This is a genomic window from Spirillospora sp. NPDC046719 (assembly GCF_040645715.1).
Taxonomy (GTDB): domain Bacteria; phylum Actinomycetota; class Actinomycetes; order Streptosporangiales; family Streptosporangiaceae; genus Spirillospora.
On the sequence record NZ_JBEYYT010000025.1, the window covers coordinates 29434 to 49412 of the forward strand.

General features: G+C 72.2%; 17 protein-coding genes and 1 riboswitch. Of the genes, 12 read left to right on the forward strand and 5 right to left on the reverse strand.

Annotated features, from left to right (window positions below; translation table 11 throughout):
* The first annotated feature begins 116 nt into the window (after positions 1-116).
* Complete coding sequence (locus tag ABZ914_RS07235) at positions 117-407, forward strand: SHOCT domain-containing protein (protein ID WP_500192197.1); 291 nt, start codon at positions 117-119, stop codon at positions 405-407.
* A gap of 3 nt (positions 408-410) precedes the next feature.
* On the opposite strand, the gene ABZ914_RS07240 is transcribed toward ABZ914_RS07235, so the two are convergent.
* Positions 411-1001: a MarR family winged helix-turn-helix transcriptional regulator gene (locus ABZ914_RS07240; RefSeq protein WP_500192198.1), complete on the reverse strand. Its 591-nt coding sequence runs from the start codon at positions 999-1001 to the stop codon at positions 411-413.
* Between the two features lie 380 nt (positions 1002-1381).
* On the opposite strand from ABZ914_RS07240, the gene ABZ914_RS07245 reads away from it, so the two are divergent.
* From ABZ914_RS07245 to ABZ914_RS07255, 3 genes are all read left to right on the forward strand, one after another.
* Positions 1382-1795, forward strand: coding sequence for a DUF3263 domain-containing protein (locus ABZ914_RS07245; protein WP_190860719.1), 414 nt, complete (start codon positions 1382-1384; stop codon positions 1793-1795).
* 20 nt (positions 1796-1815) lie between these two features.
* Positions 1816-2643: a trehalose-phosphatase gene (gene otsB, locus ABZ914_RS07250; RefSeq protein ID WP_347256866.1), complete on the forward strand. Its 828-nt coding sequence runs from the start codon at positions 1816-1818 to the stop codon at positions 2641-2643.
* Between the two features lie 782 nt (positions 2644-3425).
* Positions 3426-4379: a hypothetical protein gene (locus tag ABZ914_RS07255; protein ID WP_500192199.1), complete on the forward strand. Its 954-nt coding sequence runs from the start codon at positions 3426-3428 to the stop codon at positions 4377-4379.
* Positions 4380-4544: 165 nt separating this feature from the next.
* On the opposite strand, the gene ABZ914_RS07260 is transcribed toward ABZ914_RS07255, so the two are convergent.
* Together ABZ914_RS07260 and ABZ914_RS07265 are read right to left on the reverse strand one after the other, a co-directional pair.
* Positions 4545-4973: a PadR family transcriptional regulator gene (locus tag ABZ914_RS07260; RefSeq protein ID WP_500192200.1), complete on the reverse strand. Its 429-nt coding sequence runs from the start codon at positions 4971-4973 to the stop codon at positions 4545-4547.
* A gap of 293 nt (positions 4974-5266) precedes the next feature.
* On the reverse strand, positions 5267-6223 hold the full coding sequence (locus ABZ914_RS07265; protein ID WP_500192201.1) for an LLM class flavin-dependent oxidoreductase: 957 nt from the start codon (positions 6221-6223) through the stop codon (positions 5267-5269).
* An 87-nt stretch (positions 6224-6310) separates the two neighbouring features.
* Between ABZ914_RS07265 and ABZ914_RS07270 the strand changes: the two genes are divergently transcribed.
* Positions 6311-7120 carry a helix-turn-helix domain-containing protein gene (locus ABZ914_RS07270; protein WP_500192202.1) on the forward strand — a complete coding sequence of 270 codons (810 nt, stop codon included), beginning with the start codon at positions 6311-6313 and terminating at the stop codon, positions 7118-7120.
* Here the strand turns inward: ABZ914_RS07270 and ABZ914_RS07275 are convergent.
* Complete coding sequence (locus ABZ914_RS07275; protein ID WP_500192203.1) at positions 7107-9341, reverse strand: serine/threonine-protein kinase; 2235 nt, start codon at positions 9339-9341, stop codon at positions 7107-7109. The genes ABZ914_RS07270 and ABZ914_RS07275 overlap by 14 nt on opposite strands.
* Before the next feature lie 11 nt (positions 9342-9352).
* On the opposite strand from ABZ914_RS07275, the gene ABZ914_RS07280 reads away from it, so the two are divergent.
* Positions 9353-9904 carry an RNA polymerase sigma factor gene (locus ABZ914_RS07280; RefSeq protein ID WP_151545333.1) on the forward strand — a complete coding sequence of 184 codons (552 nt, stop codon included), beginning with the start codon at positions 9353-9355 and terminating at the stop codon, positions 9902-9904.
* A 114-nt stretch (positions 9905-10018) separates the two neighbouring features.
* On the forward strand, positions 10019-11062 hold the full coding sequence (locus tag ABZ914_RS07285; RefSeq protein WP_500192204.1) for a sulfotransferase family protein: 1044 nt from the start codon (positions 10019-10021) through the stop codon (positions 11060-11062).
* 170 nt (positions 11063-11232) lie between these two features.
* Here the strand turns inward: ABZ914_RS07285 and ABZ914_RS07290 are convergent, their stop codons facing one another.
* Positions 11233-12666 carry an alpha,alpha-trehalose-phosphate synthase (UDP-forming) gene (locus ABZ914_RS07290; protein ID WP_500192206.1) on the reverse strand — a complete coding sequence of 478 codons (1434 nt, stop codon included), beginning with the start codon at positions 12664-12666 and terminating at the stop codon, positions 11233-11235.
* A gap of 133 nt (positions 12667-12799) precedes the next feature.
* Here ABZ914_RS07290 and ABZ914_RS07295 point away from each other — a divergent pair, with 133 nt between their 5' ends.
* The 5 genes from ABZ914_RS07295 to ABZ914_RS07315 all read left to right on the forward strand — a co-directional run bounded on the left by ABZ914_RS07295 (position 12800) and on the right by ABZ914_RS07315 (position 19121).
* Entirely contained in the window at positions 12800-13747 is a 948-nt protein-coding gene (locus tag ABZ914_RS07295) for a cation diffusion facilitator family transporter (protein WP_500192207.1), read from the forward strand.
* A 209-nt stretch (positions 13748-13956) separates the two neighbouring features.
* Positions 13957-14098, forward strand: a riboswitch (SAM riboswitch).
* A 16-nt stretch (positions 14099-14114) separates the two neighbouring features.
* Positions 14115-15359 carry a threonine synthase gene (thrC, locus tag ABZ914_RS07300; RefSeq protein WP_190860702.1) on the forward strand — a complete coding sequence of 415 codons (1245 nt, stop codon included), beginning with the start codon at positions 14115-14117 and terminating at the stop codon, positions 15357-15359.
* A gap of 20 nt (positions 15360-15379) precedes the next feature.
* Positions 15380-15658, forward strand: coding sequence for a MoaD/ThiS family protein (locus ABZ914_RS07305; RefSeq protein WP_190860700.1), 279 nt, complete (start codon positions 15380-15382; stop codon positions 15656-15658).
* An 816-nt stretch (positions 15659-16474) separates the two neighbouring features.
* Complete coding sequence (groL, locus tag ABZ914_RS07310) at positions 16475-18103, forward strand: chaperonin GroEL (RefSeq protein WP_190860696.1); 1629 nt, start codon at positions 16475-16477, stop codon at positions 18101-18103.
* Positions 18104-18530: 427 nt separating this feature from the next.
* Positions 18531-19121, forward strand: coding sequence for a phospholipid scramblase-related protein (locus ABZ914_RS07315; RefSeq protein WP_190860694.1), 591 nt, complete (start codon positions 18531-18533; stop codon positions 19119-19121).
* The last annotated feature ends 858 nt before the right edge of the window (positions 19122-19979 follow it).

A 19979-nucleotide genomic window follows, 5' to 3' on the forward strand; every position in this document is an offset into this window, starting at 1 on the left:
GGGTCGCCTCTGCTGGGGCCGTACTCCGGCGGGCGTAGCGCAGGAGCCTCCCGCCGTCCGATTCGCGCCCCCGAACCCGTCGCGCAGCATCGAACCATCCGCTCACAGGAAGGTCGATGACCATGTTGACGACGCTCGCGGCGCACCCCGGCCCGTGGCACGACGGCGGCGGCGCGCCCGGCTACTGGCCCGTTTTCCCGATCATGTTCGGGCTGTTCTGGCTGGCCGTGCTCGGCACCGGCTTCTACCTGGTCCGGCGCCGGATGACGGGGCCCGCCGCGGCCACCGCGGCCGCGCCCGACCCGATGGCGAAGGCGCAGGAGCTGCTCGCCGAACGGTTCGCCCGCGGCGAGATCGACGAGGACGAGTACCTGATGCGCCGGTCGGCGCTCCGCAACGGCGGCTGACCGTCAGTCCAGGCCCGCCTCTTCGAAGATCTTGTCGATGCCGTCCGGGTCCATCGGGTCCCGGGCGGCGGCGTCGGCGAACCGGGTGAGCAGCCGGGCGAACTCGGCGCGCTCGGCGTCCGTCCAGTCGTTCATCAGCCCGTCGAAGTAGGCGCGGCGGTACCGGTCGGCGACCTGCTTGACGCGGCGGCCGGCGTCGGTCAGCCCGAGGTTGGCGCGGCGCGCGTCGACGGGGGAGGGGCGCCGGGACACCAGGCCCGCGTCGATGGCGTGCCCGACCAGCCGGCTCGCGGTGGACGGGTCGATCTCCAGCCGGTCCGCGACGGCGCCGACGGTGATCTCGCAGCTCACCTCCGCCTCGCCGGTCTCGCCGGCGGCACCGGTGTCGGCGGGCGGCTCGTCGGTGAGCGCGGCTACGGCGTTCACCACCATCAGGTTGGAGATCTGCAGCGGCCGCCCGCCGGGGCCGCCGGCGGTCCGGGCGCGGATCCGCTTCATCATGTCGGGCTTGATCCAGACCCGGCGCAGGTGGAACAGCGCGGCGCCGATGGCGGCGAGGACGGGGTCGGGCCGGTCGCCCCGGTCGCCGCTCACCGGGCGCCTCGGACCGTGGTCCAGCCTGCGGTCTCGTGGCGGGGCGTGTCCGTCGCCATGCAAGGGTCTCCCGTTCAGATTCCGGCCACCGCGGGACAGCCGGCGGTGCGTCTCCAACTCTAACGGCTGTACGGTGCATATGTTCTTTATGCGTTCTTTATCCGGCTCGTTCGGGTCGATTCCGGGACTGCGGCGGCCGATGTGCCCGCCGTTGGCGATGGGACACGGGACAATGGAGAGCCGCAGGTGAACGGGGATGTGGTGCACTGAACGACCGGCCCGCGTTCCGCCGGAACCGCCGGACGATGTCGGCCCGGACGCGTAGCATGGCACCGGCCGAACCCGGACGACCCGGGATCAGTAACCACAGAGGGGACCTGATGCGAGCGGCGAACGCCCCCGGCGACGTCCCCGGCGACGTCCCTCCCCAGGACGGCGGCACGGACGACGGCTCAGCCCTGAAACGCGTGACCGACGACCCATCCACCGACCCATCCCTCCCCGGCGAGGACGGCGTCGAGGACGCCGCCGCCTTCCCGGCCGACCTCCTCTCCGAGCGCGACCGCCGGATCCTGTCCTTCGAGCGGCAGTGGTGGAAGCACGCCGGAGCCAAGGAGCAGGCCATCCGCGAGCACTTCGACATGTCGGCGACGCGGTACTACCAGCTCCTGAACATCCTCATCGACCGGCCCGAGGCGCTGGAGTGCGACCCGATGCTGGTCAAGCGGCTGCGCCGGCTGCGGTCGCAGCGGCAGCGGCAGCGCGCCGCGCGGCGGCTCGGCATCCGGCCCTGAGTCGACCACCATAGGTCGGCGTGAACTCTCCCCGCTCTGTGACGGCCGTCGGCGCCGACGGCCTGGACGCGATCCGTACCGACCCTTCCCGGGCCGTGCTCGGCTTCGACTTCGACGGCACCCTCGCGCCGATCGTGGACGACCCCGCCGCGGCCCGGGCCCACCCCGGGGCCGCGCCGGCGCTGGCCCGGCTCGCCCCGCGGGTGGGCGCGCTCGCGATCATCACCGGCCGGCCCGCGCGCGTGGCCGTGGAATACGGCGGCTTCGAGGGCGTCGACGGCCTGGTGGTGCTCGGCCAGTACGGGCTGGAACGCTGGGAGTCCGGCGTGCTCACCGAGCCGGACCCGCCGCCCGGGATCGCCGAGGCGCGCGCGAAGCTGCCCGGCGTGCTGGAGGCGGCGGGCGCGCCGCCCGGGACGTTCGTCGAGGACAAGGCGCACGCGCTCGTCGTGCACACGCGGCGCTGCGCCGAGCCGCAGGTCGCGCTCGACCGCCTGCGCAGCATCATCGCGGCGCTCGCCGAGCGCACCGGGCTCGCCGTCGAGCCCGGCCGGTACGTGCTGGAGCTGCGTCCACCGGGTGTGGACAAGGGCCGCGCGCTGCGCTCGCTGGCCGACGCGTTCGCGGAGAAGCGGGGCGCCCCTCCGTCCGCGGTGCTGTTCGCCGGCGACGATCTCGGCGATCTGGCGGCGTTCGACGCGGTGGACGCGCTGCGCGCCGAGGGCGTGCCGGGCGTGACGGTGTGCAGCGGTTCCAACGAGGTCACCGAGCTCGCCGAGCGCGCCGACCTGGTCGTCGACGGTCCCGCGGGGATCGTCGAGCTGCTCGGGACGCTGCTCGACCGCTGATCCCACGTCGGAGTGACAAGTGCGGTAACCAGATTTGTCGCATCTCGCGTGACTCTTGTGGCACCCGTAGACCAGACGTCCAATTGCGCCAAAATATGGTGGATTGCGGTATGTGTGGTCATCGGGCGGCCACGCGAGTGACACGGGAGGTTGGGACGGTGGACACGGATCCGGGAATCCCGCGCCGTCCGGGCGACATCCGGCACACGCCCCCGCGCGGTTTCCCCTCACCGTCGGCGACCCCTGTCCAGGGCACGCCGGTCCATCCGGCGGCCGCTCCGGCGGCCGCTCCGGCCGGGGGCGGCGGCGCGCCCGTCCCGCCCGGTGCTCCGGTGCGGCCGATCGTGCACGCCCCGCCCCCTGGGCAGCCCTACGCGGGCTCCGGGCGGGCGCCGGGCGGTCATGGGTCCGCCACCCATGGGCCGGGTGGCGGAACACCGCCGCAAGCCGCCGTGTCCGGCGCGCAGACGGGTCCGCAGCCCACGGCGCCTCGCACCCAGACCGGACCTCAAGCCGCTGTGCCTCGTGCGCAGACGGGACCGCAGGCCGCCGTGCCTCGCACGCAGACCGGCCCCCAAGCCGCGGCTCCCGGCTCGCAGACGGGGCCGCAGTCCGCGGTGCCCCGCCGCCAGACCGGCCCGCAGCCCGCGGCGCCCAGCGCGCAGACCGGTCCCCAAGCGTCCGTGCCTCGCGCGCACACAGGCCCGCAAGCCGCCGTCCCTCGCGCGCACACAGGCCCGCAAGCCGCCGTCCCTCGCGCGCAGACCGGTCCCCAAGCGTCCGTGCCTCGCGCGCAGACCGGTCCGCAGGCCGCCGTGCCCGGCTCGCAGACCGGGCCGCTGCGGCCCCTGCGGCAGCCCGTCGCGCAGGGCGACATGGCCTGGTCCGGTGTTCCGGCGGCGCAGGACGACTTCGCGGCGCGCGACGTCCCGAGGCGCGGCGAGCCGGCCGAGGACGCGTCCGGCGCCGGCCCGATGGGCACCCGGGAGACCAGCGGCGTCCAGGTGCGGCTCGGGTCGCGGGCCCTCGACCGGCAGGAGCGGAACCGCAGGCGCGGCGGACGCCGCGGCGGCCTCATCGCGGGCGGCGTGCTCGTGCTGGCCGGGCTGGTCGCGGCGGGGCTCGTGCTGATGCCGCGCTCCGGCGACGACAAGGACGGCGGTGAAGGGCCGGCGCCCGCCACGGCCGAGCAGCGGCCGACCGGCGGCCAGGCGCGGATGCCGCACACCGGGACGCCCATCGAGGTCGGCACGGCCGACGGGTCGAAGTACCGGCTCGCGGCGGTCGGCGGCGGTGTCAGCGACGACGGCGTGGTGACCACCTTCCAGTCGTCGCCGCCGTCCGGGACGTCGTTCGCCTACATCGAGTACGTGCTGACGAACCCGACCGGCCACAAGGTCCTGCTGGACTTCCCGGGCGACGTCTTCCTCAAGCGCGCCCTCGTCACGAAGGCGGCGCAGGGCCGGTGCATGCCGCAGGCCGGCGTCCCGGAGGACATGTGCACGCCGCCGACGCAGAGCCAGGTCGTGCGGCGGCTCGCGGGCGGCGACCTCGTTCCCGGGGACGGCGGCGACAAGTACATGTCGCCGGGCGCGTCCTACCTGGTCCGCGCGACGGTGGACGTGCCGGTCGCGCGGCGGCTGACGCGGTCGGACATGGGCCTGTACGTGTGGAAGCAGCTGTACATGGCCGACCAGCTCGCCAAGCAGGTGCCGTTCCCCAGCGGCGGCAAGTAGGCGGGCGCGACGAAGGAGCCGCGGATGGCAGGGCGGGCGGACACGCGTACGCCGTGACCGTCCGGGCTATCCGGACGGCCACGGCGTCGTCGGCCGATGGCCTGCCTGGGGGCGCGCGGCCGCGGGCTGCTCAGAGCACCCTCGGGCGCGGACCCGCGCGGGTGGTTACTCGGCCTCGGGGTCATCGGCGAGGATCCCGTAGATGCGGCGGCGGGCGTCGTTGATGACGTCCAGCGCGCGCGCCTTCTGGGCATCGCTGCCGACTGCCATGACCTGTTTCATGGCGCCGAGGAGCTGGCCGAACGCCTCGCGCTCGCGCACGGCGTTCGCGCCCGCGGCCTCGGTGACCTCGTCCCACGGGGCGGTGGTCTGCGCCGCCGCCTGCTCGCGGCCGGTGTCGGTGAGGGAGAACAGCCGCTTGCCGCCCTCCTCCCGGCTGGTGACCAGGCCCTCGTCCTCCAGCATCTGCAGGGTCGGGTAGACCGAGCCGGGGCTCGGCCGCCAGACGCCGCCGGTGCGCTCGTCGAGTTCCTGGATCATCTCGTAGCCGTGCATCGCCCGCTCGTCGAGCAGGGCGAGCAGCGCGGCCCGCACGTTCCCGCGGCGGGTGCGCCGGCCGCGGCCGCGTCCGTGGTGACCGGGGCCGAAGCCGGGTCCGCCCGGACCGAATCCCGGGCCGCCGGGACCCCACGGGCCGAACGGATCGCCGCGCCGCGCGCGCCCTTCGGGTCCAGGTCCGGGTCCGCCGGGGCCGCGCCTTCTCATCGTGTGTCCATGCATCGCGGTACTCCTTCGTGTCGTCCGATCACTCGGTCGTGACCGGTTGCGATGCATTAACGATATATCGGAACTGCTCGCGATGCAACACCCGATCTCGGAGGTGGCCCTCAGCGCAGGCGGGGCAGGAGGTCGGCGACCCTGTCGAGCTGCTCGTTGATCTCCTTGAGACCCGTCGTGCCGAGCCGCAGCACGAGATGCCGGGCGCCCGCTGCCATGTACTCCGCCAGCCGCGCCACGACCTCGTCGGCGCCGCCCGCGGCCACGGCCTGGATCTTCCGGACCTCGTCCAGCGGCAGCCCGTAGTTCGAGACCGCGAACCGCTCCAGCGTCCGGCGCCTCGTGGCGGGGTCGTCCTCGATCAGGACGGACGCGAAGAGAGCCGGCGTCACGGCATCGGGCGCGCGCCCATGCGCCTCTGCGGCGCGCTGGAGGTCCGCTAGAGCCGCCTTGTAGTCGGCTGGATCAGGCGGATAGGGGAGCCACCCGTCGTACATGCGCCCGGTACGGGACAGAGCCGTCGGCGTTATGCCGGCCAACCAGATCGGCGGACCGTCCTCGCGGAACGGAGCCGTCATAGTGGGCAGATCCTCGAAGTGGAGCAACTCGCCGTGGAACGCCTTGTTCTCCGGCTCGTGCCATAGCTGCCGCCATAGCGCGACGGTCTCGTCCAACCGTGCGAAGCGCTTCTCCCAGGGGACCTCGGACGCGGCGTACATCGGCTTGCCGAACCGGCCCGGGAAACCGGCACCGACCGTCAGCGTAAGGCGGCCTTGTGAAAGCAGGTCGACCGACGCGAGCGTCTGGGCCGCCTGCACGGGACGGCGGAGGACGGGCATCAGCGCCGCCGTCCCGAGCGTGACGCGCTCGGTCACGGACGCGGCGGCGGCCAGCATCGTCAGCGCCTCTATGCGCGACTCGGTGATGCCGTCGTTGACCCATAGGGAGTCGAACCCGAGGCGTTCCGCGCGCGCGGCGAAGCCGATGAGGTCGCGCGGGTCCGCCCCGTCCCACTGGGCCTTGCCTATGGGGATGAGGACGCCGATACGGATGTCGTCGTTGTTCATGGGCCGCATCCTGCGAAACCCTGCGAGCAGCGGCAATTCCCCGCAGGGAATGGCAGAGACGGCGATGTCGCGGCTACAACTGCTCCTGTGAGCTTCCCTCAGGCGCTACGCGAGCGCCGCCGCCACCGCCGTCTCAGCCAGCTCGAACTCGCCATCCGCGCCGGGACGACGCAGCGGCACGTCAGTTTCCTGGAGAGCGGCCGCTCCGAACCTGGACGGGCCATGGTCGTCCGGCTCGCGGAATCGCTCGAACTCCCGCTGCGCGAGCGCAACGACCTGCTCACGTCCGCGGGGTACGCGCCCGTCTACCCGCGGACGTCCCTCGACGACCCCGCGCTCGCCGCCGTCCGCACCGCGATCGAGCACGTCCTCACCGCGCACATGCCGTACCCGGCGCTCGTGGTCGACCGGCACGGCGACCTGGTCACGGCGAACGACGCGTTCGGCGTCCTCACCGAGGGCATGGCGCCCGAGCTGCTCGAACCACCGGTCAACGCGTACCGGATCGCCCTGCACCCGGACGGCCTCGCCCCGCGCGTCGCCAACTTCGCGGACTGGGCGCGGCACGTCCTGGACGGCCTGCGCAACTCCCTCGACCGCGACCCCGACGAGCGCCTCGCCGCCCTGCACGCCGAACTGAGCGGCTACGTCGGCCCGCGCACCGGCCCGCCCGGCGCGCTCGGCTTCGCCGTCCCGCTGCAACTGCGGACCGCGGACGGCGAGATGCGGCTCATGACGACGATGACGACGTTCGCGACCGCCACCGACGTCACCATCGCTGAGCTGCGGTTGGAGGCGTTCCTGCCGGTGGACGAGGCGACCGCCGCGCTCCTGGCGAAGCGCGCCGCCGCCCGTCCACCCGCCGCCGGTCCGGCCGCCGGGGTCAGGGGCCGGTGACCTTCAGGTTGTCGAGGATGTCCTTCGTCGCGTTGCGGTTGTCGGTCTCCTTGACCCGGATCCACAGCCCGAACTTGCCCGCCTTGTCCTTGAGGCCGACCTCGGTCACCGACGGCGTCCCGCTCTTGCAGGCGGTGAACCGCGTGATGGTCCCGGTCAGCGCCCCGTCCGGGCTGGTGTAGTTCTCGGGCGCGCCCTTGGTGCACTGCGGGTGCACGGACGCGGTCGGCGGCGGCAGCTGGCCCGCCCGCACGTCGGTGGTCAGGCCGATGAAGACGCCCGGCCCGGCGCCGTTGCCGAGGAACTGCTGCAGGTTCGGCGTCGCGCGCAGCACCGGGCGCGGCCCGGCGTCGGCCAGGTGCACGGTCGACGGCACCCACGTCTGCTCCTGCTGCCGCGGCCAGGTCTTCGGCACCGCCGTCTTGATCTTGCCGGACGCGTCCGCGACCGCGGCGAAGTCCTTCGGGACCTTCGGCGTCTTGTCCCCGTTCTTCTTCCCGCCGCCTCCGCCGCCGGAGAGCATGCCGAGGGTCAGCCCGACGACCAGCGCGAGCGCCAGCACCGCCGCGGTGATGATCAGCGGTGTGACGAACTTGCGGGGCGCGCCACCGCCGCCTCCGGTGCCGCCCGGGCCGCCCGGACGGCCCGCGCCACCGCCGGCGCCCTTGAGCTTGCCGAGCAGGCCGCCGGCCTTGCCCTGCTTCTGCCCCTGCCCGCCCGGGCCGGGAGGCGGCTGGAAGCCGGTGGGCGGCGGGCCGAACTGCCCGCCAGGACCGCCCGGCCCGCCCGGCCCCGGCGGCGGACCCATCGGCGCGCCCTGAGACGGTCCTTGGGGCGGCCCCTGCGGGGAGCCCTGCGGCGGTCCCTGCGTCGGGAAGACGGCCGTCTTGTCATCGCCGCCCTGCGGCCCCGCCGGACCCGGCGGCTGCGCCGACGGGTAGGGGGAGGGGGCCGGCCCGAACGACCTCGTCCGGTCGTCGTCGGGAGCGGTCACCGGCCCGGGACCGCCATGGGGGCCGCCGTGCCCGGCCGGCTCGTCCATGATCGTCTGGTCGCCGGCGCCCTGCACCGGTCCCGCGCCCGCCGGCAGGTGCATCTCCGACGTGCGGTCGTCGTCGTCCTGCGGCTGGTCGAGCCGCGTGCGCAGTTCCTGCGGCGCGTTCTGCTGCGGCGACGGCTCCTGGCCCGCGGCCACGGTCTGGCCGGGCCCGGGCTGCTGGACCGGCTCCGGCGTGCGCGCCTGCCGCGCCCCGTCGTGGTAGAAGTCCTGGATCGTCGCGTCCGGCTCGATGCGCGGCGCGGGCGGCGCGTACGACGCCGCCGGACCGCCCGCCGCCGGACCGCCCGCGGCGGACGAAGCGGGCGCGCTGGTGCTCGGCGCGGTCGTCGGCCGCAGCGTCGACAGCGCCTCGGCGAACGCCTCCGCCGTCGGCCACCGCTTCTCCCGCTCCACCTCCAAGGCCCGCAGCACGACCTGGTCGAACGCCGCCGACAGCCCCTCGCGCAGCTCGCTCGGCGGCGACTTCACCGGCGCCGGGCCCGGGGCCCGCCCGGTCAGCATGTGGTAGGTCAGCGCGCCGAGCCCGTACACGTCGGCCCGCACGTCCAGGCCGCCGCCGAACCGCGCCTGCTCCGGCGACATGTACCCGGGGGTGCCGACCGGCAGCGTGAACGCGCCCGACGCGTGCGCCAGCGCCTTCGCCAGCCCGAGGTCGGCGATCAGCAGCTTCTCGCCGCCGTCCGGCGTCGACTGGAAGAGCACGTTCGACGGCTTGAGGTCGCGGTGGATCACGCCCAGCGTGTTGATCACCTCGACGCCGTAGGCGATCTCCTCGGCCATCGCGACCGCGTCGCTGACCGGAAGTGGCCGTTCGCGCATCCGGTCGGCGAGCGTTCCGCGGTCGGCGTACGACATCACGAAGTACGGCCGCCCGTCCGGCAGCTCTCCGATGTCGTGCACCCGCACGAGCCGCTCGGAGTCGGCGCGGCGCAGGATGCGCGCCTCCTCGAGGAAGCGATTGCGCACGTCGAGGTCGTCCAGGAGGCTCCCGGACAGGACTTTTATGGCGACCTGTGAAGCCAGCGCGTCGTCATGCCCCAGCCACACAGAGGCGAACGCCCCGGATCCCAGGACGCGATCGATTCGGTAACGGCCGACAGTAGGTGGGAAGGACACTCCCGTATCATGCCCAACAAACGGGGTGAGTGTGCGAACGAGCATTGAGGCACGGCATGGCATTCGATGAGCGGACCGAAGAGCTGGCAGTGAAGGCCGCCCAGGGTGACCAGGCTGCCCTCAACGAGCTGCTGCGCAAGATAGAACCGGACGTGCTGCGGCACGCCGCCCGGTTCCTGCCCTGCCGGCAGGACGCCGAGGAGGCGTGCCAGGACGCGTTGCTGCAGGTCGCGCGGAACATCCACCGGTTCGAGGGGCGGTCCAGGTTCAGCACCTGGCTGCACGTCGTGGTCGCGAACTCGGCCCGCTCCACCTACCGCTCGCTGAAGCGCCGGTCGGTCGAGCAGGCCGGCGAGCTGCCGCAGCAGCGCCCCGACCCGCGCCGCACCAGCGTCATCGCCGGCTCCCGCGTCGACATCCTCGACGCCATGGAGGACCTGGAGGCCCGCAAGCCGGACCTCATCCAGGCGCTCGTGCTCCGCGACGTGTCGCAGCTGGAGTACGCGGAGATCGCCGAGCAGCTGAAGCTGCCGCTCGGCACGGTGAAGTCGCGCATCCACGAGGCCCGCAAGCAGGTGCGGCAGACGCTCGGCGAGTCCTACACCTGACCGTCCGGTCGCTTCCGCTTCCGCAGGTCGGGGCCGTCAAGCATCGGTAATCGGGCGGCAACCGTGCGTTCAGTCGCCGGGTCCCGCGGGCCATGCTCCGCCACCATGCGGTGCATGTCATCCGGCCTCGAGACCCCGTCCGAACGCCCGATCTTCGTGATCGGCTGCCCGCGTTCCGGGACGACGCTGCTGCGGCTCATGCTGCACTCGCATCCCCGCATCGCGCTCCCGATCGAGACGCGGTTCGTGCTCCCCGCCTATGCGGCGCGGGCACAGTTCGGTGACCTGGCGGACAGCAGGAACAGGCGCGCGCTCGCCGACTGGCTGACCACCCGGCCGGCCACCCGGTTCCGCGATCTCGGCCTGGACCCCCGCGCGATCACCGAGGAGATCGTCGCGGGGCCGCCGACCCTCGGGTCCGCCCTCGCCGTCGTCTTCCGCGCCTACGCGCGGCTGCACGGCAAGGTCCGCTGGGGCGACAAGCGCCCGAGCTACATCCGGCACGCCGGCGCGCTGCTGCGGATGTTCCCGGACGCCCAGTTCGTCCACCTGGTCCGCGACGGCCGGGACTGCGTCGCGTCCCTCAAGGAGATGCCCTGGTACGACCAGGACCTCAACCACGCCGTCTCCGTCTGGCGGGAGGCGATCGACACCGGCCGGCGGCTCGCCGCCCGCCTCGGCCCGGACGCCTTCTACGAGCTGCAGTACGAGCGGCTCGTCGCCGACCCCGCCGACGAACTGCCCCGGCTGTGCGAGTTCCTCGGCGAGGACTACCACCCGGCGATGACGGCCCCGCAGTCCCTCGCGCAGCGCATCGTCCCGCCGCAGAAGACGTGGCACGACCTCACCCGCGACGCGGTCACCTGCACCCGCGTCGGGTCGTGGGCGCAGCGGCTGGACGCCTGGGAGATCAGCCTCGCCGAGGCCGCGTTCGGCGAGCGGCTCGCCGAGTACGGCTACGAGCCCAGCGGCCTGCCCAAGCCGCCCGCCGCCCGGCTCGCCCGCTTCGCCCGCACGGCCGCCCACCGCCGCATGGCGCACAGCAAGGCCGAACTCCGCGAACGCTGGCAGCGCCGCCACGAACCGAGCCCCGTCGACTGCCGCCTGGCTCCCGTCGAGGTCCCCGTGGAGACACCACAGGAGAAGCTCCCGAGCTAGCGTCCTCGAAGGGCAGCCCTCAAGTTCTCCGCCGGGCGCGGACGCGTGTTCCGCCGCGAACGCCGGTCGGCCGAAGACCGCGAACGGTCAGCCGAAGGCCGCGACGGTCGGTCGAGGGCCGCGAACGGTCGGCCGAAGGCCGCGACGGTCGGTCGAGGGCCGCGAACGGGTCAGTCGAGGGCAGCGAGCTGGTCGGCGAACCAGCGCTGGGGAGGGAGCGCGGTCGCCGCGGACACGAGCCGGGCGCAGCGCTCGGCCCGCTGGTCGCGGGGCATCAGCAGGCCCTGGTGCAGAGCCTCCGCGGTCTGGGACACGTCGAACGGGTTCACCACGAGCGCGTCCTCCGACAGCTCCGCCGCGGCGCCCGCCTCGCGCGACAGCACCAGCGCGCAGCCCCGCTCGGACAGCACGGGCCCCTCCTTCGCGACGAGGTTCATCCCGTCCCGGATCGGGTTCACCAGCAGCACGTCCGCGAGCCCGTACGCGGCGAGCGACCTCGGGTAGTCGTCGTTGACCTGAAGGATCAGCGGCTCCCACGTCGCGGTGCCGAACTCCTCGGTGATCTGCTTCGCCATCCGCTGCACGGCCGCCGTGTACTCCCGGTACTCGGCCAGGTCATAGCGCGACGGGTACGCGAACGCGAGGTGCACCACGCGCCCGCGCCACTCCGGATGGTTGGTGAGCATCTCCCGGTACGCGGCCAGCCCCCGCACGATGTTCTTCGACAACTCGGTCCGGTCGATCCGGACGATGAGCTGCCGGTCGCCCACCTGCTCGCGCAGCGCGCGCGCCCGCTCCGCCACATCCTGCTGGGCCGCCCGCTCCCGCAGCGCCGCTCCGTCCACGCCGAGACCGTGGACGCCCACGCGCGTCGTGTGCCCCGCGCACGTGACGGTGCGGGCGGCGCGGTCGACGCGCGCGCCGAGCACCACCTCGCAGCAGTCGAGGAACGCCGAGGCCCAGCGCTCGGTGAGGAACCCGGCGTGGTCCGCGCCGAGGATGCCCTGGAGGACCTGCGCGCCGATGTCGTCCGGGAGCAGCCGGAAGTACTCCGGCGGAGCCCACGGCGTGTGCGAGAAATGCACGATCCTCAGGTCGGGACGCCGGTCCCGCAGCATCCGCGGCGCCAGCGACAGGTGGTAGTCCTGGATCGCCGCCTTCGCGCCCGGCGTCGCGTCCCGCGCCAGCGCGTCGGCGAACGCCGCGTTGTACGCCTCGTAGGACTGCCAGTCGCGCCGCGCGCGCGCATCGAAGTGCGGGCTGCGCGGGGTGTCGTACAGCAGGTGGTGGACGAACCACAGCGTCGAGTTCGCGACCGCGTTGTACGCCCGGTGGAACGTCGCCGCCGGAATGTCGAGCATCCGGACGGCCGCGCCGCCCGTGTCGTGCCCCGCGAGGTCGATCCGCCCGTCCGGAGCGCGCCGCGCCGCCGTCCGGTCCGCCTCGCCGAGGCTCGCGCACACCCACAGCACGTCCTGCCCGGACGCGACGCCGGCGAGGCCGGACACGAGCCCGCCGCCTCCCCGCCGCATCTCCAGCGCGCCGTCGTCGGACAGCGAGAACGACACGGGCCCGCGGTTCGACGCCACCACCACTTGGCTCATACGGGAAGGGTCTCAGTTGTGACGGGGGTGCTTCAAAGTGGCCCGGGGGGAACACTTCGGGGCCGTTCGCCAGGCAGGCATCTGTACCGAAAGCACTGCGGTTAGGGGGATTTGCCCCGGGTACCCGGACGGAATGAGTCGGGCCGAGACGACCAAGACCGTCCTCGTCGCAGGGGCGGCGAACCTCATCCTCGCCATCGCCAAACTGATCGCCGGGATGCTCGCCGGATCGAGCGCGATGCTCGCCGAAGGCGCGCACTCCGTCGCCGACACCCTCAACCAGGGGTTCCTGTTCACCTCGCTGCGGCGCAGCGCCCGCCCGCCCGACCGCCGCCACCCGTTCGGCTACGGCAACGAGCGCTACTTCTGGTCGCTGCTCGCCGCGTTCGGCATCTTCGTCGCCGGCGGCGGCTTCTCCATCTTCGAGGGCGTCCTCACCATGACCGGCCACGGCGGCTCCGAGGGCGAAGTGTGGGTCGCCTACGGCGTCCTCGCCCTCGGCGCGGTGCTGGAGGGGACGTCCTGGGTCCGCGCGTTCACGCAGGCGCGCCGCGAGACCCGCGAGAACGGCCGCGACATCGTCGACCACGTCCGCCGGTCGCCCGACGTCACCTTCAAGGCCGCGCTGTTCGAGGACACCGCCGCCATGATCGGCCTCGCGTTCGCTGCCGCCGGGCTCGTCCTGCGGCAGCTCACCGGCTCGGAGTTCTGGGACGGCCTCGCGTCCGTCCTGATCGGCCTGCTGCTCGTCGTCGTCGCGTTCGTGCTCGGCCGCGACAGCATGGGCCTGATCATCGGCCAGGCCGCCGACCCCGCCGCGCAGCGCGAGATCCGCGCCGAGATCGCCGCGGCGCCCGGCGTCACCGGCGTCGACGAGCTGCTCACCATGCACTTCGGCCCGGACGAGCTGCTCGTCGCCGCCCGGGTCAACTTCTCCGACGCCATCAGCGCCGACCAGGCCGAGGACGTCGCCGGCGAGATCGACCGCCGGCTGAAGGAGCGCGTCCCGATCGTCCGGCACGTCTTCCTCGACCCGACCCAGCGCGCGCCCGCCCGGCCCGCCGCCGACGAGCCCGCGTGATCAAGACCACCCCCGGGGTAACGTCTCACTGGGCGGACCCACCTGTCCGCCCTCCGGTCACGTCATGTAAAGTTCGCATACGAGCTCAAAGCGCTCGTTCTCTACTAGCGCTCGACCTCGATAACTGAATACCGCTCATCCAGAGGGGTGCAGGAAGCGCAGTGGCCGACGGGCCGGTCTTCCAGCTCAGCCCCCTGACAACTGAATACCGCTCATCCAGAGGGGTGGAGGGACCGGCCCTGTGAAGCCCCGGCAACCACCCGGCTGAGGCGCACTCGCGATCCTGCGAGGCCGGCCGGGAGATGGTGCCAACTCCGGCCTGCGACCAAGGTGGCGCAGGGAAGATGGGGAGAAAGGCCTCGCCCTCATGGCACTCACGCCTGCCACTGACCTCGGACCCGCTACCGCTCTCGTCTGCCGCGAATGCGGCTCGAAGCGCGATCTCGGCCCCTTCTACGCGTGCGAGGAGTGTTTCGGCCCGCTGGAGATCGCCTACGACTTCGGCGGGATCACCCGGGCCGACATCGAGTCCGGTCCGCGCAACATCTGGCGCTACCGCGGGCTGCTGCCCGTCCCGTCGACCGTCGCCGACACCCCGAACACCGAGCCCGGCCTGACCCGGCTCGTCCGCGCCGACAACCTCGCCGAGAGCATCGGCCTGCAGCGCCTGTGGGTGAAGGACGACAGCGGCAACCCGACCCACTCCTTCAAGGACCGCGTCGTCGCGGTGGCGCTCGCCGCCGCCCGCGAGCTCGGCTTCAAGGTGCTGGCGTGCCCGTCCACCGGCAACCTCGCCAACGCGGTCGCCGCCGCCGCGGCCCGCGCCGGGATCCGCAGCGCCGTGTTCGTCCCGTCGAACCTCGAGTCCCAGAAGATCATCACGACGGCCGTGTACGGCGGGACGTTCGTCACCGTCGACGGCAACTACGACGACGTGAACCGGCTCGCGTCCGAGATCGCCGGCGAGCAGGACGACTGGGCGTTCGTCAACGTCAACGTCCGCCCGTACTACGCCGAGGGCTCCAAGACGCTCGGCTACGAGATCGCCGAGCAGCTCGGCTGGCGGCTGCCCGACCAGATCGTGGTGCCGGTCGCGTCCGGCTCCCAGCTCACCAAGATCGACAAGGCGTTCCAGGAGCTGATCAAGCTGGGCCTGGTCGAGGACAAGCCGTACCGCGTGTTCGGCGCCCAGGCCGCCGGCTGCGACCCGGTGTCCGCCGCGTTCAAGGCGGGCCACGACGTCGTCCGTCCGGTCAAGCCCGACACCATCGCCAAGTCGCTGGCCATCGGCAACCCCGCCGACGGCCCCTACGTGCTGGACGTGGCGCGCCGCACCGGTGGCGCCGTCGAGGACGTCACCGACGAGCAGGTCGTCGAGGGCATCCGGCTGCTCGCCCGCACCGAGGGCATCTTCGGCGAGACCGCCGGCGGCGTCACCGTCGGCTGCCTGCGCAAGCTCGTCGACGCCGGCACCCTCGACCCGGCCGCCGAGACCGTGATCATCAACTCCGGGGACGGGCTGAAGACGCTGGACGCCGTCGCGCCCGTCGCCAAGCCCAGCGCCAACATCGCCCCGACGCTGGAGGCGTTCCGCGCCGCCGGCCTCGCCTGAGAACGAGAAGGAGCCAGCACATGAGCAGCGTGTCCGTCCGCATCCCGACGATCCTGCGGACCTACACCGGCGGCGAGGCGGAAGTGAAGGCGGAGGGCGCGACCCTGCGCGCCGTGGTCGCCGACCTGGAGGCCAGCTACACCGGCATCGCGGCCCGCATCCTGGACGACGCCGGCAAGATCCGCCGGTTCGTCAACGTCTACGTCGGCGACGAGGACGTCCGGTTCGCCGACGGCCTCGACACCGCGACCCCCGCGGGCAGCCAGATCTCGATCATCCCCGCGGTCGCGGGCGGCTGACCGCCACCGGCCATCCGGCCGCCGTCCCCGAGCACCGTCGCGGCCGCCGGGTGGGGTCGACTCCGATCATGCCGGGTCGACCCCGCCCGCGGCGCGGCGCCGCGGAGGCCGCGACGTCTTCGTCCACGATTCGGCGATCCGGATGGACGGCCTCGCCGGCAGGGCATTGCGTGCTCAGGAGTTGAGCCCCTTCGTGACAAGCAGACGCAGACGGAAGAAGCGGTGGCCCCGCAGGATCGTTGAAGCTTTCGCCGACTTCATCGCCGAGCTGCTGAGTTGGCCCTGATCAGCTCGCTACGCCGCCGGCGGAGGCTGGCACTCCATCGCCATGTCGCAGAGCACGTATGCTCACTGCATCGACGGCGATGAGGACACCATGAACCGGCGCATCGACGCAGCGCCGGTGGCTCCTCCTACTCCGGTCGCGGAACGCGCGGAACGGATCGCCACCCCCACCTCCCGCCCTCGGGCACGTGTTCCGCGACTGTTCGGTGAATACCGGCGCACGACCGCATGTACCGGGGCACGTCGGCACATGTCCGACGGTGAGTCACGCCCCTCCGATGCAGGTCAGGGCAAGTTCGGCGAGGTCGGTGAAGACGAGTGCGGCGAGGCTGTGCGGCGCTTGCACTCGGCAGGGTAGAGTGCTAAAAAACGGTTGGCACTCTACTGTGGAGAGTGACAGCTTCACAGTCTGGGTCGGGGCGACGAGGCCCCAGTCCGGTGGCGGAATGGCAGCCGCCGGGCACGGGGCCGTCCGTCGCGGGCGTCGGCTCGATCCTTTAAGCCACCTTGTTCCGGGAGGACTAGGAGCCTATGGCTGCAAAGATGATCGCGTTCGACGAGGAGGCCCGGCGCGGCCTCGAGCGCGGCATGAACCAGCTCGCCGACGCCGTGAAGGTGACCCTCGGTCCCAAGGGCCGCAACGTCGTGCTGGAGAAGAAGTGGGGCGCCCCCACGATCACCAACGACGGTGTGTCGATCGCCAAGGAGATCGAGCTCGAGGACGCCTGGGAGAAGATCGGCGCCGAGCTCGTCAAGGAAGTGGCGAAGAAGACCGACGACGTAGCCGGTGACGGCACGACGACGGCGACCGTGCTGGCCCAGGCGCTGGTCCGCGAGGGCCTGCGCAACGTGGCCGCCGGCGCCAACCCGATGTCGCTGAAGCGCGGCATCGAGGCCGCGGTCGAGCGGGTCAGCGAGGAGCTGTCCAAGCTGGCCAAGGACGTGGAGACCAAGGAGCAGATCGCCTCCACGGCGTCCATCTCCGCGGGCGACCCGCAGATCGGCGAGATGATCGCCGAGGCGATGGACAAGGTCGGCAAGGAAGGCGTCATCACGGTCGAGGAGAGCCAGACCTTCGGTCTGGAGCTCGAGCTGACCGAGGGCATGCGCTTCGACAAGGGCTACATCTCGCACTACTTCGTGACCGACCCCGAGCGGATGGAGGCGGTCCTCGAGGACCCGTACATCCTGATCGTTCAGGGCAAGGCGTCGGCCAACAAGGACCTGCTGCCCGTCCTCGAGGGCGTCATGCAGTCCGGCAAGCCGCTGCTGATCATCGCGGAGGACGTCGAGGGCGAGGCCCTGGCGACCCTGGTCGTCAACAAGATCCGCGGCATCTTCAAGTCCGTGGCCGTGAAGGCCCCGGGCTTCGGCGACCGCCGCAAGGCCATGCTCGGCGACATCGCCACGCTGACCGGCGGCCAGGTCATCAGCGAGGACGTGGGTCTCAAGCTGGAGAACACCACGACCGACATGCTGGGCCGCGCCCGCAAGGTCGTCATCACCAAGGACGAGACCACCATCGTGGACGGCGCCGGTGACGCCAACGAGATCGCGGGCCGGGTCAACCAGATCCGCACCGAGATCGACAACACCGACTCCGACTACGACCGCGAGAAGCTCCAGGAGCGCCTGGCCAAGCTCGCGGGCGGTGTCGCGGTCATCAAGGCCGGCGCCGCGACGGAGGTCGAGCTCAAGGAGCGCAAGCACCGCATCGAGGACGCCGTCCGCAACGCGAAGGCCGCGGTCGAGGAGGGCATCGTCCCCGGCGGTGGCGTCGCGCTGCTGCAGGCCGGCACCAAGGCGTTCGACAAGCTGGAGCTCGCGGGCGACGAGGCCACCGGTGCCAACATCGTCAAGCGCGCTCTGGAGGAGCCGCTGAAGCAGATCGCCGTGAACGCCGGCCTCGAGGGCGGCGTCGTGGTGGAGAAGGTCCGCAACCTGACCCCGGGTGAGGGCCTGAACGCCGCGTCGGGCGAGTACGTCAACATGTTCGACTCCGGGATCCTCGACCCGGCCAAGGTGACCCGGTCCGCGCTGCAGAACGCCTCGTCGATCGCCGCGCTGTTCCTGACCACCGAGGCCGTCATCGCCGAGAAGCCCGAGAAGAACCCGGCCCCGGCGGGCGGCATGCCCGACGCCGGCGGCATGGACTTCTGATCGAGCCCATGACCCGGACGATCGGGACCGGCTGACCGTACCGGCGGCCTCACGATCGTGTGGTGACCCAAGGGGCGGTTCCTTCTGGAACCGCCCCTTTCGGCGTCTCCGAAGGCGGCCTCATGGACTTCGAAGGCGGTCTCAAGGACGCGGCCGGTTCGGGAACGCGGGGGCCGCCGCCGGCCGTTCCAACAGCGGGCGCGGTCTCCCGGCCGACAGGAGATGCTTTCCGCGCGGAACCGACCGGAGCGCGGGTGTGCAGGTGAGCGGCGTCGTCCCCGGCGCCCGCCCGTGCGGACCGTCCCGGACGGCTTCCCCTGAGGGGCCGGTGTTGGCAGTATCGCCGCTTGGACGGCGCGTCCCGCATGCGCCGCCCGACGGACTCGGCGGACGGCCCGCGCGCGCGGGCGATGAGGCAGGAGAACGCGTGAGCGAAGTGTTCAGCTCCCCGGTGCTCAAGGTGGAACAGCCGCGCAGGGGCCCGTTCGCCAAATCGCGATACCGGGTCCTCGACGGCGACGGCACCGTCCTGGCCGTCGCCGGCGAGACGGGCGAGAAGGGGCGCGCGGAGACGCTGCGGACGCTCTTCCCCGGCAAGTCAGACCTCGACGCCCACGTGGTGCTGCTGACCACCCCGAGCGGCGAGCCGCTCTTCGTGGTGGACAAGCGGCGGGGGCGCGAGCTGACGGAGGTCCACGGCTCCGAGGGTGAACTCGTCGGCTCGTTCATCACCGAGCGCGTCGGCCGCCGGTACGTCCTGCGGGACGCGGAGGGCGGCAGGCTCGGCACGATCTCGGTGGACCTGCCGCGCAACAACTTCGAGGTGATGGACACCGACGGCGGCAAGGTGGCGCACGTCCGCAAGAAGTGGGCGGGCCTCGCCACCCACCTGCTGACCACGGCGGACAAGTACGACGTCGAGATCTTCGACCCGGTCCGGGAGCCGCTGCGCACGATGGCGGTGATGACGGCGATCGTCATGGACCTGAACCTGCACGAGTCCAAGGACATCACCTGACCTGACCGGCGTCCGCACGCAGCTCCCGCTCGCACGGATGTGCGTGCGGATGTGCACGCGGACGCGTCGCGGCCTGCTCAGGTGACCGCCGCCGGCGGACGGAGCCGCCCAGGCCGACGGCACACCGTGGCCCGGCCGGGCCTTCTCGCGGGGCGTCGGCAAAGAATTTTTCTGCCGGACGGAACGACTGGAATGCCCCTTTCGGTGTGGGCGTTCCATGACAAACCTCAAGGTCAGAGGGGTGCGGTCGGGGGTGCCCGCGCCTGAGACGCCCGAACCGTCCCCACCGGTTGCCGCGAGCCGGTTTGACGCCGACGGTCGGTGGGCATACTGTTCACTTCGCCCCACAGGGGAGCGGGACGCCGGAAGGCGGCCGGCCCGATGGGGAAACCACCACTCAGCAGCCGACGCGGCTTCGCCGTGTCAGCCGTGCGGTGATGGCATCGGTAAGGGCCGATTTTGCAAATCGCGCCGGATCTGATGAAATGGCAACACCGCCCGGAAGGGACGCGCATGCGGACCGGAAAGGCAATCGGAAAAGCCCGGAAATTGACACTCCGAGCGGATCTGATAAAGTAAGAGCAGTCGCCCCGGGGCGGGAAACGCGAAAGCGGATCTCACACGGTGGGTGTCCGTTTCTTGAGAACTCAACAGCGTGTTAAAAGCCAGTGCCTTTATCGACCTGGCCGGTTCGGCCGGGTCGCCCCGTGCCATCCCTCTTTGGGGGTGGTGGGGATTTCTTTGAGGCAATACGATCCTTTCGGGGATTGTTTGCTGGGATTTTCTTCTGAGGTTTGGCTGCTTCGGGGTTCGCCCCCTGGGGTGGTCGTTGGGACCTTGATGGAGAGTTTGATCCTG